Source organism: Halobacterium sp. CBA1132 (genome assembly GCF_001485535.1).
Classification (GTDB): Archaea; Halobacteriota; Halobacteria; order Halobacteriales; family Halobacteriaceae; genus Halobacterium.
In genome coordinates, this window is sequence record NZ_BCMZ01000001.1 from 2,277,598 (window position 1) to 2,292,339 (window position 14,742).

The 14,742-nt window shown below is 66.1% G+C and carries 14 protein-coding genes; 9 read left to right on the forward strand and 5 right to left on the reverse strand.

The features are described 5' to 3' along the window. The first annotated feature begins 110 nt into the window (after positions 1 to 110). A complete protein-coding gene (locus AVZ66_RS15740; protein WP_082678839.1) occupies positions 111 to 1,778 on the forward strand; it encodes a DNA methyltransferase in 1,668 nt (555 codons plus the stop codon). A gap of 331 nt (positions 1,779 to 2,109) precedes the next feature. Here AVZ66_RS15740 and AVZ66_RS16315 read toward each other — a convergent pair whose 3' ends face one another. Both AVZ66_RS16315 and AVZ66_RS12005 read right to left on the reverse strand, forming a co-directional pair. Further along, on the reverse strand, positions 2,110 to 2,292 hold the full coding sequence (locus AVZ66_RS16315) for a hypothetical protein (protein WP_157575658.1): 183 nt from the start codon (positions 2,290 to 2,292) through the stop codon (positions 2,110 to 2,112). A gap of 358 nt (positions 2,293 to 2,650) precedes the next feature. Further along, entirely contained in the window at positions 2,651 to 2,941 is a 291-nt protein-coding gene (locus tag AVZ66_RS12005) for a hypothetical protein (RefSeq protein ID WP_058984311.1), read from the reverse strand. Positions 2,942 to 3,017: 76 nt separating this feature from the next. On the opposite strand from AVZ66_RS12005, the gene AVZ66_RS12010 reads away from it, so the two are divergent. Further along, positions 3,018 to 3,431, forward strand: a complete 414-nt coding sequence (locus tag AVZ66_RS12010) for an EamA family transporter (RefSeq protein ID WP_058984312.1) — start codon at positions 3,018 to 3,020, stop codon at positions 3,429 to 3,431. 42 nt (positions 3,432 to 3,473) lie between these two features. Here AVZ66_RS12010 and AVZ66_RS12015 read toward each other — a convergent pair whose 3' ends face one another. Then, positions 3,474 to 5,105: an ATP-binding protein gene (locus AVZ66_RS12015; protein WP_082678840.1), complete on the reverse strand. Its 1,632-nt coding sequence runs from the start codon at positions 5,103 to 5,105 to the stop codon at positions 3,474 to 3,476. Positions 5,106 to 5,227: 122 nt separating this feature from the next. Here AVZ66_RS12015 and AVZ66_RS12020 point away from each other — a divergent pair, with 122 nt between their 5' ends. The 6 genes from AVZ66_RS12020 to AVZ66_RS12045 are packed head-to-tail and all read left to right on the forward strand — an operon-like array spanning position 5,228 to position 12,448. Then, positions 5,228 to 9,790: an LAGLIDADG family homing endonuclease gene (locus AVZ66_RS12020; protein WP_058984314.1), complete on the forward strand. Its 4,563-nt coding sequence runs from the start codon at positions 5,228 to 5,230 to the stop codon at positions 9,788 to 9,790. Beyond that, the gene (locus AVZ66_RS12025) at positions 9,791 to 10,066 is read left to right on the forward strand and encodes a hypothetical protein (protein ID WP_058984315.1); all 276 of its coding nucleotides are present in this window, start codon (positions 9,791 to 9,793) and stop codon (positions 10,064 to 10,066) included. 48 nt (positions 10,067 to 10,114) lie between these two features. Continuing rightward, on the forward strand, positions 10,115 to 10,453 hold the full coding sequence (locus tag AVZ66_RS12030) for a hypothetical protein (protein WP_058984316.1): 339 nt from the start codon (positions 10,115 to 10,117) through the stop codon (positions 10,451 to 10,453). Beyond that, positions 10,450 to 11,274 (forward strand): hypothetical protein, encoded by an 825-nt coding sequence (locus AVZ66_RS12035; RefSeq protein ID WP_058984317.1) that lies wholly within the window; start codon positions 10,450 to 10,452, stop codon positions 11,272 to 11,274. The genes AVZ66_RS12030 and AVZ66_RS12035 overlap by 4 nt, the downstream gene beginning before the upstream one ends. A gap of 26 nt (positions 11,275 to 11,300) precedes the next feature. Then, the gene (locus tag AVZ66_RS12040; RefSeq protein WP_058984318.1) at positions 11,301 to 11,798 is read left to right on the forward strand and encodes a hypothetical protein; all 498 of its coding nucleotides are present in this window, start codon (positions 11,301 to 11,303) and stop codon (positions 11,796 to 11,798) included. Beyond that, a complete protein-coding gene (locus AVZ66_RS12045; RefSeq protein ID WP_058984319.1) occupies positions 11,795 to 12,448 on the forward strand; it encodes an AAA family ATPase in 654 nt (217 codons plus the stop codon). The genes AVZ66_RS12040 and AVZ66_RS12045 overlap by 4 nt, the downstream gene beginning before the upstream one ends. 2 nt (positions 12,449 to 12,450) lie before the next feature. Here AVZ66_RS12045 and AVZ66_RS12050 read toward each other — a convergent pair whose 3' ends face one another. Next, positions 12,451 to 13,308, reverse strand: coding sequence for a transcription initiation factor IIB family protein (locus AVZ66_RS12050; protein ID WP_058984320.1), 858 nt, complete (start codon positions 13,306 to 13,308; stop codon positions 12,451 to 12,453). Positions 13,309 to 13,479: 171 nt separating this feature from the next. On the opposite strand from AVZ66_RS12050, the gene AVZ66_RS12055 reads away from it, so the two are divergent. Beyond that, positions 13,480 to 13,983, forward strand: a complete 504-nt coding sequence (locus tag AVZ66_RS12055) for a hypothetical protein (protein WP_058984321.1) — start codon at positions 13,480 to 13,482, stop codon at positions 13,981 to 13,983. On the opposite strand, the gene AVZ66_RS12060 is transcribed toward AVZ66_RS12055, so the two are convergent. Beyond that, positions 13,984 to 14,727: a division plane positioning ATPase MipZ gene (locus AVZ66_RS12060; RefSeq protein ID WP_058984322.1), complete on the reverse strand. Its 744-nt coding sequence runs from the start codon at positions 14,725 to 14,727 to the stop codon at positions 13,984 to 13,986. Positions 14,728 to 14,742 lie beyond the last annotated feature (15 nt).

The following is a 14,742-nucleotide window of genomic DNA, read 5'->3' on the forward strand; positions in this document are numbered from 1 at the left end:
TTCTATGCTGATTAATCTATTGGACTACTCAACCACAAAATGGCAGAAGGGAACGGAGGTCATTCTTCCAAGCCAAATTTATATCCCCGCCTGTTGAGTTACATTACAAGATGGACGAGGAGACGTCGCAGTCGGAGCAAACTCACCTCAGCGGTTCACTTAGCGATGGTGACTCTACCTCAGATTTTGATTTTGGCTTTGAGTCCTCTCCCGCGATCTCAGATGATCGGAAGTTTCCAACTTATCCGCTCAAGGTAGTACCTGGCCAAGAACATCTAGAGTATCCAGAGATGGATTTTCGAGCGTTATCCTCTGTTAAAGACACACAGTATCTAACACATGTTCTTCACAAACATCCTGCAATATTCATTCCACAAATACCGGAATATATTATCGAGCAATTCAGCAGCGTGAGGAACGTTAAGGGCGAGCAAACTACAGTAATGGATCCGTTTTCCGGAAGTGGAACAACAGGGGTGGAAGCGAAGATAAAGGGTCGAAACTACCTTGGTGTGGAAATTAACCCACTCTCAAAGTTAGTTAGTGAAGTGTCAACAAGTCCGGTACCACATACGGTACTAGATGAAGTGGTGACGGAGCTTACCGCCCATTTAGAAAGGGTTGACACAAGTGAAAAATTCGAAGAATATGATGTCGAGTTTCTTGATCAGACCAATAAGGGCCATTGGTTCGAGGAAAGCGCTCAAAGAGAGCTAACTGCTGTTAGAAAGGTCATTCAAGAATTCACAGATCAGTTCAACCCATATGAGAACCTGACTCGATTTGAGGAAGAAGCAATCAAAGAGGGTTCAACCTCGCTGCTGAAGAAAATCAAGAGGTGGCTCGTTCTGATGCTAGCAAATGCCGTCTATGAAGTATCAAATGCAGATCCTGGCGTATCGAAGGCATATAAGTCGCCAGATATAAAGGAAAAAATATCTGCAGGGGAGCACCCACAAAGCGCGGTTTCGGTTTATCAGGAAGAGCTAGCCGACAGTAAAGACCGGTTAGAGGATTTATGGGATGCCGTATACCCAGAGAAAGATATTGACGACCTGGAATCTAATCCACGACATCAAGCAAAGATAGATATCCGTCTAGCAGACGCGCGTGAATTCCAATATCCGGAGTACTCAGAATCAGTCGATTTAGCAATTACCTCACCCCCATACATCAACGCGATGAATTACTATCGGGGCACGAAGCTGCGGTTATTCTGGATTTACGATCTAATCGAAGATGAATTTGAAGCCGATGAGTTACGCCGGTCTATAGTTGGCACAAACGCTTCGAGGATTAGCGAGGCGGAGATAGACCTTCCGGGCTCTCTTCGTGATCGTTGGAAGGGTTCTACAGAGTTATTTAATGCCACAAGTCTCCCAGCTCTTGATGAAGATATAGAAGAAATCCACGAGGGACATCTAACTGAAGCCAATCGTCGAGCATACACAACTTGGCGGTTCTTCGCTCACGACATCCTACGAGCGTTAACCCGGAGCTACGAGCATCTCAAGCGGGGCGCTCATTTCTTTTTCATTATCGGGGAAAATACCATCAGTGGACGGCATATCAGTAGTCACCGCTACGTGGCAGATATCGCACAGAATCTCGGCCAGTTTGAGGGCCATGGTGGAAATCTTGAATCAGATGAAGGATTCAACCTGATAGGATTTGCTTGGGATGAGATTACTAATCGTGACCTCTTCCAAGGTAGAGACCATGGAAGCGGAGTGATTGACTGTGAATGGGTAGTGATACTCCAGAAGCCAACTAACTAGCTATAACGCAATTAGTTATAGAACATGTCCAGCGGGGGTCGCGGCTGATGTCGAGCATCAATCTCGTCTTCGATATATAGCCGACCGCAAGTCGTCAGCTCGTAAATCTCGCTGTGAATCGGCTCGATAGAGAAGATAAGGCCGAACACGTACGTGATATTCTCTGCACCGTGACAGACGAGCTGGAGTTCAACGAAGGTTCCGAGGACTAAGCCAGCACATAGCCGGGTCGCTGCGCGCTCGGCTCAGGCACGATCTGGTCAGCGCGCGCCTCCCTATCCAGGTAGAACCGCCCCCAAATAGTGAGCGAGAACAGGCCGTAGTCGTCGGTCTACGGGTCGACGTAGCCAGCCTGCGCAAGCACGCGAAGCCGCTCGCGAATCTTCTGCGTGCTCACGGGTCGCCGACGAGACCGTGCGATAGTCCGCGGCGTCGCAGCTGCGTCCGTGTCGAGGTATTCGAGAATCCGGTCGTCGAGCGTCGTCATCCAGTCGCCTGTCCGACGCACATTCATGCTCCGTTGGCCTCCGTCTCGGAGTCGCCGAGCTGGTACTTCTCGGCGTCCGCCTCCTTGGTGAACTCCTCTGCCTCCGCGTCGTACTCGCCTTCGAGGTACGCCTTCCCCTCCTCAGTGCCCGTACACGCCGTTCGGAAGCCGATACAGCAGCCCGTGGTCGGCCATTTTGTTGAGTCGCGACGAGATGTGTTGCTTCGAGACGTGAATCAGGCCGGTATTTTTGATGGTTTTCGGTGAACTTGGCCCTTTTTGCTCGATAGTCAAGAGAATCAATTACGGTGTGACTTGCCCGCCGATACGTCTACCGAGAGACGAACAGAAGCGGGCGTTACGGCAGATAGTCGAATGGATTTCCTCACTCCACGCCGACGACGTCGTAGACGCCGACCATCTCCGTCTCCTCGACGCGCGCCGTGAATTCCGCGCCTTCCTCGGGCGCGTCGTCGGCGACGAGCGTGACGGCTTCGATGGGGTCGCGCAGCAGGAACGACTTGATGCGTTCGGGCCACGACGGCGCGCCGCCCTTCCGACAGACGAGGACGTACCGCGAGGCCGCGAGGTCGCGGAGCGCGGGCTGGAGGTCGTGGTCGTCGACGTCTTCCGGGGGGACGACGGCCAGCACTTGCGTGTGGAGCGTCTCGGACACACGCGACGAGAGGTGTTCGACGGTGATGAGTCTTCTCGAACGCGGCGTTTTTCCGGCGCACGCGAAACCGACCTGTATGGTCGGGTCGTCGATTCTCGTCGCGGTCGTAGCGCTCGTGTTGTACGGCGCGTGGGCGGTCACCGCCGGCGTGGCGACGCGGAGCATGACGGCGGTGAACGCGGTGTTCGTCTCCTACGTCGCGGGCATCACGGTCGCGGGCGGGTACGCGCTGTGGACGCGACAGCCGATGACGGGTTCCCGGGTGGACCTCGCGTTCGCCGTGGTGTCCGGGGTCTGTCTGGCCGCGGGCACCATCGGCTTCTACGCGGCGCTGGCGCGCGGGAACATGGCTGTCGTCTCCGCCATCGTGGCGCTGTACTTCGTGATTCCGGCGGTCGTCGGCGTGCTCTACTTCGACGCCGCGCTGTCCGCGACGAACGTCGCGGGGCTGGTGCTGGCGGTCGCGGCGGTCGTCCTCGTGGCGTCCTGAGTGGGGCTGCGTCGGCCGACGCCCGCCTCGCCGTCGTCGGCGTCACTCCGCGGCGGTTTCCACGCCGCGAACCTCGAAGCGCGCGCCCGTCTCGCTGTGTTCGGCGTCCGTCACCGAGACGCCCCAGCCGTGGGCGGACGCAATCGTCTCGACAATCGAGAGCCCGAGGCCCGTCCCCTGTCCGGTCGTGTACCCCAACTCGAAGATGTCCTCGCGGTGTTCGGCGGGAATGCCGGGGCCGTCGTCCTCGACGTAGAACCCCTCGCTGTCGTCGAGGGCGCCGACGCGAATCGCGACCTCCGGGCCGCCGTGCTCGACGCTGTTCCGGTAGAGATTCTCCAGAATCTGGACGACGCGGTCCGTGTCCGCGTCGAACACGAGGTCGGTGTCGACGACGTGGGTGGCGTGTTCGGCCGGGACGGACGACCACGCGCGCTCCGCGAGCGTCGCCAGTGACACCCGCGAGTACTCGCCGACGTCCTCGCCCTCGCGGGCGAGCAACAGCACGCTCTCGATGATTTGCTCCATGCGGTCCAGCGCCCGCGCCACCGCGTCGAGGTGCTCGCTGTCGCGGGTCTCCCGCTCCAAGTCGACGTGCCCGGAGGCGACGTTCAGGGGGTTGCGGAGGTCGTGGCTGACGACGCTCGCGAAGCGCCCGAGGCGCTCGTTCTGTCGCTCGATGCGGCGGCGCGCGGTCTCCTCGCCGGTGACGTCCGTGACGACGACCATCCGCCCGACGCGCGTCCGCCCGAACGTGAACGGCGTCGCCGACACCTGGTAGAACCGCCGCTCCCCGTTCCGGCCGAGTTCGACGACGTCCCGGTTGCCGGCGAGTCGGTCGGCGACTTCGGGGACGACCGCGTCGAGCGGTTCGCCGGTCGCGCCCGCCAGCGCGGGGAACAGTTCGCGGGCGCGCTCGTTCGTGTCTCGAATCTCGTCGTCCTCGGTGAGGAAGACGACCGCGTCCTCGACGTCGCCGGCGAGCTGGACGGCCTGGAACTGGTCGAGGTAGACGAACAGCACGCCTACGGCGAACGCCGCGACGCCAACCGACTCGTAGCTGAGCGCCGGGACGAGCGTCGTGGACGCACCGACGACATCCGCGGCGACCGGGAGGCCGGTGATGCCGACGAGCGCGAGCAGCGGGCGCGTGTCGTAGCCCGTCTGCCCGAGCAGCTCGAACAGCATGAAGTAGCCGACGGCGGCGAGCGCGTACGCCGTCCCCATCACGACCCAGTGGAGGACGTAGTGTTCGATGGCCACGTGCGGGAACGGCGCCGACACCTGTTCGACGCCGAAGTAGAAGCCGTGCCAAGGGTTCGTGAGCTTCACCGCGACGACGGCGAGGAAGACGGCGACGGCGGCTCGCCGAACCGTCGGGTCGCGGTGGAACGCCCGGCCGGTGTACGCCGAACAGAAGTACAGCCACGCGCCCACGGTCGCGATGCCGAAGACGAGCCCCGCGGTGTACACCGCGACCTTGAGCTGTATCGACGGGACGACGAGGAACCCCGCCTGCGCCGCCGCCCAGCCGCCGCTGGTCACGAGCAGCGCGGCGAGCCCGCGGCGCGTGTCGGGGTCCTCGACGCGCTCGACCCGCGACAGCCCCGCGACGCACGCCAGCGCCGACACACCGAACACCGCGACGTAGCCAGCGAACACCAGTCCTGTCATCAGACGACTCCGGAGTTGTCGGGGGTTCTCAGCAGAGCGGGATACCTGTTCGGGCGTGGATTCACTTCCACCCCGGTTTGCGAACCTTCTTAGGCGAGCGCGCGTTACCTATCGTGGACAGAATGGCCCAGGCCGCAAACCAGGAACTCGTCGACAGGTTCGAGGAGTTCTACCGCCGGTACTACAGCGACGACGTCGCGGAGCTCGCGCGCAAGTACCCCCGCGAGTCGAAGTCCCTCCACCTCGACTGGCGGGACCTCTACCAGATGGACCCCGACCTGGCCGACGACTACATCAACCACCCCGACGACCTCCGGGAAGCCGCCGAGGAAGCGCTGCGCCTCTACGACCTCCCGGTCGACGTCAGCCTCGGGCAGGCCCACGTGCGCGTCCAGAACCTCGACGAGCACACCGAAATCCGGGCGATTCGCGCCGAACACCTCAACACGCTCGTCAGCGTGCAGGGGATGGTGCGGAAGGCGACGGACGTCCGCCCGAAAATCGAGCGCGCGGTGTTCGTCTGCCAGCGCTGCGGCGCCGAAACCGAGGTGCCCCAGGGAGACGCCGGCTTCCAAGAGCCCTACCAGTGCGAGTCCTGCGAGCGACAGGGGCCGTTCAAACTCGACCCCGAGCGCTCGGAGTTCGTCGACTCCCAGAAGCTCCGGATTCAGGAGTCCCCGGAGGGGCTGGCGGGCGGCGAAACCCCCCAGAGCATCGACGTGCACGTCACCGACGACATCACCGGCGAAGTGACGCCCGGCGACCACGTCACCGTCGCGGGCGTGCTCCGCCTCGACCAGAGCGAGGGGAGCAACGAGTCCCCCGTCTTCGACCTCTACATGGAGGGGACGTCGGTCGTCATCGAGGACGAGGAGTTCGACGAGATGAACATCACCGAGGAGGACAAACAGCAGATCGTCGAAATCTCGAACCGCGAGAACATCTACGAGCAGATGGTCGACTCGATGGCCCCCTCCATCTACGGCCACCGGGAGGCCAAGCTCGCGATGATTCTCCAGCTGTTCTCCGGCGTCACCAAACACCTCCCCGACGAGTCCCGCATCCGCGGCGACCTCCACATGCTCCTCATCGGGGACCCCGGGACGGGGAAGTGCCTCGACGGGGACACGAACGTGACGCTCGCTGACGGTACCGAGCGCCCGATTCGGGACATCGTCGAGGAGAACCTCGAAAACCCGAAGCCGGTCGACGACGGCGTGTACGACGACGCCGACCTGCCGGTTCTCTCGATGGACGCCGACGGAACGCTCACCGAACGGCGAGCGACCCGAGTCTGGAAGCGAGAAGCACCAGACCAGATGTATCGGATTCGCACGTCGAGTGGGCGCGAACTCGAAGTGACGCCCTCGCACCCGCTGTTTGTCCGTCGGGGCCGCGGACCGAAAGCGGTACGAGCAGAAAATCTCGAGAAAGGTGAAGCGGTTGCAGCCGATTCGAAGAGATTCCAAACCGAACAAATCGTAACGGACGGCGGGCGTGTAGTCGAGCGACCTAATGACAAAATAGGAGCGAGTTTACCCACGGTCGACTGGGACCGAATCGAGTCCATCGAGGCCGTCGAGCCGGCCGAGGAGTGGGTCTACGACATCGAAGTCGAAGGGACGCACGCGTACGTCTCGAACGGCGTCGTCTCGCACAACTCCGCGCTCATCTCCTACGTCCAGAACATCGCGCCGCGCTCCGTCTACACCTCCGGTAAGGGCTCTAGCTCAGCCGGGCTGACGGCGGCGGCGGTCCGCGACGACTTCGGGGACGGCCAGCAGTGGACGCTGGAAGCCGGCGCGCTCGTGCTCGCCGACCAGGGCGTCGCGGCGGTGGACGAACTCGACAAGATGCGATGTGTGACGGGGGACACGCTGGTCCACTTTGACGACCGAGTGAGCAGAATTCGGGACTTCGCCGTCGACGCTGCCGAGTCCGGTGATCTGGAGGAGTTGCCGAACGGCCGGACGATTCGGGGCGTCGAGGCCGACGTCTGGACGATGACGGAATCCGGACGAATCGAAAAACGCCCCGTGACGGCCGTCCACGAGTACGACGCTCCGAGCGAGCTCGTCGAGGTGACACTGGAGTCCGGCGAGCGACTGACCGCGACGGCCGACCACCCGTTCTTCACCTTCGAGAACGGCGAGCGCGTCGAGCAGCCGGCCGAGGAGCTCTCCGACGACGACTGGGTGTACGTCCCGCGGTCGCTGTCCGGGGCGACGGCCGACGGCGGGTCGGTGACCGAAGCGTCAGTACCGCCCTCTGTCTCGTCCGGAGCGGACGGCATCGAGCCGGAATTCGCCGCGGTCCTGGGCTATCTCGCCGGCGACGGGAACCTCTACTACGACCGCAGCGAGGGGGTCTACGGAATCAGATTCACGAACGCCGAAGAACAGTTGCTCGCGGACTTCGAGGATGCTGCCCGGAGCACGTTCGACACCGAGCCGACGCGCCCGCCGAGCGAGCAGCGCGCCGACGGCGTCGACACCGTCCGCGTCCACGGCCGAGAACACGCCGACCGGGTACTCGACGCGGGGATGAACCGCGAGACGTACGACGGAAAGACGCTACCGGACGACGTGACGGCGTCGTCGCGGACAGCGAAGGCGGCGTTCGTTCGCGCACTCGCCGACAGCGAGGGGGCGGTCGGCGACCGGCAGCTCCGCATCCACTCCGCGAGCTACGAACTACTGCTCGGCGTGAAACACCTCCTGTTGGAGTTCGGCGTCTCCAGCCAGCTCCACCACCGGGAACACGAGGACAAACGCGACATCTACCAGCTCGCGATCACGGACGCGGACTCGCTGGCCGCGTTCGACCAGTGCGTCGGATTCACGCTCGACCGGAAGCAGGACGCACTCGAGGACGCTGTCGAACGCGTGTCCGGCGAGCGGACGATTCGGGACGTGGTCCCGGGCATTGGCGGACGGCTCGAGGCGGCCCGAAAGTCGCTACGTCTGCACCAGTCCGAGTGTGGCATCGATGACGTGACGTACTGCAACTTCGAGAACGGCGACGCGAACGTCTCGATCCGGCTGGCCCGAGACGTCCTCGACGCCTTCGAGTCACGGCGACGCGCGGCCGATCGAGACGGCCAGCAGGTGACAGACGCCGACTGGCGGACACTCAAGCGCCTCCGGGACCGCTATCACGTCTCTCAGGACGAACTCGCGACCGGAACTGCGTTCAGCCAGCAGCAAATCTCCCGGCTGTGGGGCGAGGACGAGCGCTTGCTCACGACGGTCCGGTCGCGGCTCCGGGAGGTCGTCGAGGGTGCCGCGGAGACGGAGCTTACCGGTCTCCGCGAGATCGTTTACGGGGACGTGAAGTGGCGGCGAGTAGCTAGCGTCGAGTCCGTTTCGCCGGACGAACAGGATGACCGGATTCCGGTGTTGCGCGGTGAACTCGCCGACAGCCTCGGTGTCCCGGAGGACGAGGCTGTCGAGGTCGCAGACGAACTGCTCGCTCGAGAACCGAGCGTCGATTCGTGGAGCGCGCTCCGGACGGCGCTGTCGCGGCACGGAATCGCTCACGAAGCACTCGCGGCGGACCTCGGCGTGAACCAGAGCACGGTGACGCGGTGGCTGAACGAGGACGTCGAGACGGACCGGTTCGTCGAGGTCGCAGACGCCGCACTCGACCGCATCCACGAGGTCCGCAGCGAGGTGGACCGGCTGCGTTCCGAAATCGAGCGGCGCGAACAGCCGAAAGTGTACGATCTCACCGTCGCGGGGACGCACAACTTCGTCGCGAACGGGATGGTCGTCCACAACTCCGAGGACCGTTCGGCGATGCACGAGGCGCTCGAACAGCAGAAGATCTCGATTTCGAAGGCGGGTATCAACGCCACGCTCAAAGCCCGCTGTTCGCTTTTGGGCGCGGCGAACCCGAAGTACGGCCGCTTCGACCAGTACGAGCCCATCGGCGAGCAGATCGACCTCGAACCCGCGCTCATCTCCCGGTTCGACCTCATCTTCACGGTGACCGACGAGCCCGACCCGGAGGAGGACGCGCAGCTCGCCCAGCACATCCTCCAGACGAACTACGCGGGCGAACTCAACACCCAGCAGGAGCAGCTCGCGAGCGCGAACCACACCGAGGACGAGGTTAGCGCGGAGACCGACAACGTCGCGCCCGCCATCGACGCGTCGCTGCTGCGGAAGTACATCGCGTACTCGCGGCGGAACTGCTATCCGACGATGACCGACGAGGCGCGGGACGCCATCGAGGAGTTCTACGTGGACTTGCGCGCGGAGGGGCAGGGCGAGGACTCGCCCGTCCCGGTGACCGCGCGCCAACTGGAAGCCCTGGTGCGACTCGGCGAGGCGTCCGCGCGCGTCCGGCTCTCGGACACCGTCGAGAAGGAGGACGCCGAGCGCGTCATCGAGATCGTGCGGTCGTGTCTCCAGGACATCGGCGTCGACCCGGAGACCGGCGAGTACGACGCCGACGTCGTCGAGACCGGGCGCTCGAAGACCCAGCGCGACCGCGTGAAGAACGTCAAAGCAATCATCAAGGAAATCGAGGACGAGTTCGACGAGGGCGCGCCCGTCGAGGAGGTGCTCGACCGCGCCGAGGAGGTCGGGATGGACGCCTCGAAAGCCGAACACGAGATTGAGAAGCTCAAGGAGAAAGGCGAGCTCTACCAGCCGAACAAGGACCACCTGCGGGCGATATAGATGGATCGAATCAGCGCGCTGCGGAACGTCGAGGACGCGCTCGCGGACTTCGAGGCTGGCGACGCCTCGCTGGGCGACGTGGAGGACCGCGTGCTCGGTGTGCTACGGACGTACGCGACGGAGTTCGACGACGGCGACCTGTCGGCGTACCGGGCGACCGGCGACCCACGCGTGGAGGGCGTCGTCGTCGTTGCCGAGTCGAAGGCCGCTGCCCGCGAGCGTGTCGCCGCGCGGGTCGACGAATCCCCCGAGTTTCGCGTCGAACCGGCAAATTGATTCCACGCGTTCGAAACTAATTTTTAGCACCAAGTAGAGTGTCAGGTCGTGCTGTTGGTCGCGACACACTCGCAGGCCGCCCGGCAGAGCCTGCGCAACGTCTGCTCGACGCACGAGGACTCCGTCGTCCGGCGGTTCGGGCGCGCGGCGCTGCTCGCGGAGACCGAACTCGCGGCGTTCCACGCGCTGCGCCTCCGAGAGAAACACGCCGGCGACGTGCAGGTCGAGCGGACCGCGCCGCTGAACGAGTTCAGCGACGTCCCCGAGCGCGTGCGGGAGGCGGCCACCGCCTACGAGGACCGGGAGGCCGCGAGCACGCCGTACGCGAAGTTCGCGTCGGGAAGCGAGCATCCCGACCCCGAGTCGATGGCCGACGAGGAGCTATGAGAGTCGACCTCGCTGGTGGCGAGCGCTGCGGCCGAGCGCTCGACTTGCGGGACGTCAACGTCACTGCGGCGTCCGTGGCGGCAGCGGTTCGAGACGCCGACGACGACCGGGTGGCGTGCGCCAGCCCGCGACCCGTCCACGAGCGCGTCGGCTTCCTCCATCGCGGAATGTCGGTCGCGCCCGTCGCGGCGCTCGCGGCCGCGGCGCGCACTCGCGGCGCGACGACCGAGTACGACGCCGAACTCCGAGCCGCCGAGGACGACCTCGCGGCCATCGACGCCCCAAATGTGGACCTCTCGGCTGTCCGCGAGCGCGTTGCTGAGACCGCAAGCGACGTCGACCGCCTCCGGGAGCGCGTGGCGCGGGCGAGCGGCCGCGTCGAAGCCCAGCGAGAGAGCGACGCGGACGCCGGCGACGCGGAAGCCGCGTTACGGGAGGCGACCCGCGAACTCGCCGCGCTGGAGACCGACCACCACGCCGCCAAAGAGGAACTGGCGGCGGCCAGGGAGCGAGCGCGCGAAGCGCGGGACGCCCGCGAGCGACGGCTGTCACTGGCGGACCGCCGGGACAACCTCCGGCGGGCGGCGCGGCGAGAACTCGCGGACGTGTACGGCGACCGCTTTCGGGCCGCTCTCGACGCGCTGCCCGTGTCGAGCGAGCCGGCCCCGCCCCGGGAGTTCTCGGGTCCGGACTGGGTGGCCGGGGCTGCGGCCGCGCGGCTCGCCCGCCCGGGCGCACCGCTCGTGGTCGCCTGCGAGTTCGAGAACGCGTCGCGAGCGGCCGCGGCGCTCGACGCGCCGGTCGCGCTGGTGGAAGTTTAAGCCCGAGAGCGCGGCCACTCCCGAGCATGGAGTTGGAGACGGCGACTCACCGGCAGCGCGGCGTGACGCTGGTCGCGGTCCGCGTACTCAACGACGGTGAGCACGCCCAGCGCGTTCGAGTCGCGAATCGCTGTGACGGCCCCGTGTTGCCGCCCCGCGAACAGGGAGTCCCGGCACTGGGGTGGGACGACGGCGGCTGGGAGGGCGTCGTCGCGGCGGGCGCAGCGGAACCGCTGGGCTACGCGACGCCCGCGCTCCCCTCGGACCCGCCGGTCGAGGTCACGTGGAGCGAACGGGCGGGAGAGAGTGAGCCGACCGCGGCGGAGACGCTGGCGGACCTCGGCGACCCGCGACCGCCTGCCGACGCCGTCAGCCCGCCGACCACGGTGCTCCCGGAGGCGGTCCGCGAGTGGCTGGCGGCCGTCGACGAGCGCGCGACGACCGGGGAGACGACGGATGCCGACCGCGACGGTGTGGCGGCGCTGGCGGCGCGCGCGAGTCGCCTCCGGGAGGACGTGGAGTGATTCTGGCTGTCTGCGGCGGGAAGGGAGGCGTCGGGAAGACCACGACGGCGCTCAACCTCGCGGCCGAACTGGGGGCGGTGCTCGTGGACGCGGACCTCGGGATGGCGGACGTGCCGGCGGGCCGTGGGCCGGACCTCCACGACGTGCTCGCGGGCCGTGCCGACGCGGTGGAGGCGGTCCGCGAGTCCGGCGCAGTCGACGTGCTCCCCTGTGGGCGGACGCTTGCTGGCGCTCGCGAGGGCGACCCGCGACGGCTGGTGGACGCGCTTCATGCTGTCGCGGATGCCTACGGCGACGTGGTCGTGGACTGTCCCGCGGGCCTGCGTGCGGATGTCGGCCTGCCGCTGCTGGTCGCGGACGCCTGCGTGCTCGTGACGACGCCGGACCGCGCGGCGCTGGCGGACGCGCTCCGCGCGCGGTCACTGGCCGTCGAACTGAACGCGGGACTCGCGGCCGTCGCGTACAACCGAGCGGACAGCGCCGGCGAGGAGGTGGCGAACGCGCTGGGCGCGCCCGTGGTCGCGGTGCCCGACGAGGAGTCGGTGGCGGCGGCGATGGACGCGGGACTCCCGGTCGCGGCAGCCGACGGCGAGGCAGCGGCTGTGACGCGGTTCGCGGCGCTGGCAGAACGAGTGCGGGCGACGCAGTAGCGCTACTCGGTGAGGTCGTCGTACGTCGACCGCAGCGTCACCGGCGTCACGTCCGCGACGTCGGCGGCGTCGGCCTGCGTGAGCGGAACGTCGCGGTCGCAGGCGGCCGTGTAGAGGCACGCCGCGGCGACGCCGCTGGGGTTGCGCCCGGAGACGAGGTTCCTGTCTTCGGCTTCCGCGACGTACTCGCGGGCGGCGCGCTCGACGTCTTGGGAAAGGTCGAGTTCGGTCGCGTACCGCGGCAGGTAGTCACGTGGGTCGATTGGTCCAGTCGGAAGGCCGAGTTCGCGGTTCATCGCGTCGTAGGCGGCCGAGAGTTCGCCCTCGTCGGCGCGGGCGACGGCTTCGACTTCGCCGAGCGTGCGCGAGAGCGCGTTCGTCCGGCAGACCGCGTAGACGGCCGCGGCAGCGAACCCCTCGATGGAGCGCCCGCGGAGCAGGCCGTCGTTCTGCGCGGAGTCGAACAGCGCACACGCTTGGTCGCGGACGCTGCGCGGCAGGTCGAGTTTGCCGACGAGGCGCCGAATCTCGGTGAACCCGTACACTTGGTTGCGGTCGGCTTTCGACGGGATGGAGGCACGCTTGTGCTGGCGGCGCATCCGCTTGAGGCGGCGGCGTTTGCGCCCCTTCACGCGGGTCGAGCGGCCGATTTCCGTGGAGAGGCCGCGGTCGTGTCTGGCGCGCGTGAGCGGCGCGCCGGTGCGCTCTGGGTTGGTGTCGTCGTCAGCGAAACTGCGCCACTCGGGGCCGCGGTCGATGCGGTCCTCGGAGACGACGAGTCCGCAGTCGGTGCAGACGCGTTCGGTCGCTCGCTGGCGGACGGAACCCTGACACTCGGGACAGGTCAGTGATTGGCTCATCACCTGAACGTAGGTCCGGAAGCAGTATTTAAGCGTGGGCTGGAACCGCCGTGAACGCCGCTCCTGGGCGCTGGGAACGTACTGATAACCGGTACGTTCGTCGGGCGTAGCGTGGATGTCCAACCGCGGACCACTCGTAATTTTAAGTGTTAGCGGGGAGAACGAATCAGTATGGGACTGGCGGACATCGCAGAGGGAGTGACGGTGACCACGCGCCAGCGCGAGCGCGGGGTTGCGAGCGTCGACCGGACGACGGAGTCGCTGGCGTCGCGACTCACCGCGTTCGACGACGACCTCCCGGTGGCTGCCGAGGCGGCCGCGGCGATGGCGGAGGCGTACGCGGGCGGTGCGAGCGTCGGTGACGCCGCCGACGAAGCCGGGGTCGCGCCGACGACGGCGGCGAAGGCGCTGCACCGCCTCGGGTTCGAGGGGTTGTCCCCGTTCTCCCCGTTGCAGCGCGAGATGCTCGACGACTGGCTGGCCGCGGAGTGCTCGCGCGCCGACGCCCTCGAACTCACCGCCGCGAGCGAGCGGGAGTTCGCGCTCGCGGCGTACGTCGCGACCCACGAACCAATCGAGGGCGCCGCGGAAGCCGTCGAGAGCGCGCTGTCGAACGCGGAGGACGCGATGGTCGAGAAGCGTGACGCGCTGGCGGCGACGCTGCCGGACGCGTAGTCAGGCGAGTTTCTCGCGGGCGGCGTCCAGCAGCGTGTCGTCCTCGATTTCGACGTCGAGTTCGGTGTCGAACAGCGACGCGGCGAACGCGGCGATTCCAGCGGTATAGGCACCATCTCCGTCCAACGTGACTGGCGCTCCGGGGACTCCGGTCTCGGCGTGCGGGGGGAGGGCGTGGTCGGCGTCCGGTGGCGCGTCGGCGACGCGGTTCGCGACCGCGAGGTCGAAGCCGGTGCCGACGTCCGCGAGGCGGCCGCGGGCGCGCTGGAGGCTGTCGACGCCGCGGTCACCCGGTGGGAGGACGGCCGCGACGCGGTCGGCACTCGTGGCGGCGGCGACGGCCTGATTCGCGGCGACCGGCGGCGTGTCCACGAGCACGTAGTCGTGGGTGGCTTCGAGGGCCGCGAGTCGCGTTTCGAGGCGTTCGGCCGCGTTCGGCGCTTTCGCCTCGGCGATGCGCGCGAACGGCGCGAAGGCGGGATACGCAGCGATTTCGCCGGGTGCGTCGGGCGCGAGGTCGTGGCGCGCCGCGGTGGGGTCGACGTCCGGGTCGATCAGAAGGGACGTGGCGTCTGTGTCGATGCGGCCGTCGACGTACTGTGCGAGTCCCTGCGTGGCGAACGCGGCGTCGAAGATGCCGACGCTGGCGCCGTCTCGGGCGAGTACGCCGGCGGTTTCGACGGCGGTACGGGTGGTGCCGGCGCCGCCGGCGACACCGACGAGCGCGGCAGTTCGTGACTGCATGCCAGTAGTTTCCCC

Excerpts from the sequence above, each read along its gene's own strand:
- AVZ66_RS15740 (WP_082678839.1), top strand. The coding sequence starts at position 111 with ATGGACGAGGAGACGTCGCAGTCGGAGCAAACTCACCTCAGCGGTTCA.
- AVZ66_RS16315 (WP_157575658.1), bottom strand. The coding sequence starts at position 2,292 with ATGAATGTGCGTCGGACAGGCGACTGGATGACGACGCTCGACGACCGG.
- AVZ66_RS12010 (WP_058984312.1), top strand. The coding sequence starts at position 3,018 with ATGGTCGGGTCGTCGATTCTCGTCGCGGTCGTAGCGCTCGTGTTGTAC.
- AVZ66_RS12015 (WP_082678840.1), bottom strand. The coding sequence starts at position 5,105 with ATGACAGGACTGGTGTTCGCTGGCTACGTCGCGGTGTTCGGTGTGTCG.
- AVZ66_RS12020 (WP_058984314.1), top strand. The coding sequence starts at position 5,228 with ATGGCCCAGGCCGCAAACCAGGAACTCGTCGACAGGTTCGAGGAGTTC.
- AVZ66_RS12025 (WP_058984315.1), top strand. The coding sequence starts at position 9,791 with ATGGATCGAATCAGCGCGCTGCGGAACGTCGAGGACGCGCTCGCGGAC.
- AVZ66_RS12035 (WP_058984317.1), top strand. The coding sequence starts at position 10,450 with ATGAGAGTCGACCTCGCTGGTGGCGAGCGCTGCGGCCGAGCGCTCGAC.
- AVZ66_RS12040 (WP_058984318.1), top strand. The coding sequence starts at position 11,301 with ATGGAGTTGGAGACGGCGACTCACCGGCAGCGCGGCGTGACGCTGGTC.
- AVZ66_RS12050 (WP_058984320.1), bottom strand. The coding sequence starts at position 13,308 with ATGAGCCAATCACTGACCTGTCCCGAGTGTCAGGGTTCCGTCCGCCAG.
- AVZ66_RS12055 (WP_058984321.1), top strand. The coding sequence starts at position 13,480 with ATGGGACTGGCGGACATCGCAGAGGGAGTGACGGTGACCACGCGCCAG.
- AVZ66_RS12060 (WP_058984322.1), bottom strand. The coding sequence starts at position 14,727 with ATGCAGTCACGAACTGCCGCGCTCGTCGGTGTCGCCGGCGGCGCCGGC.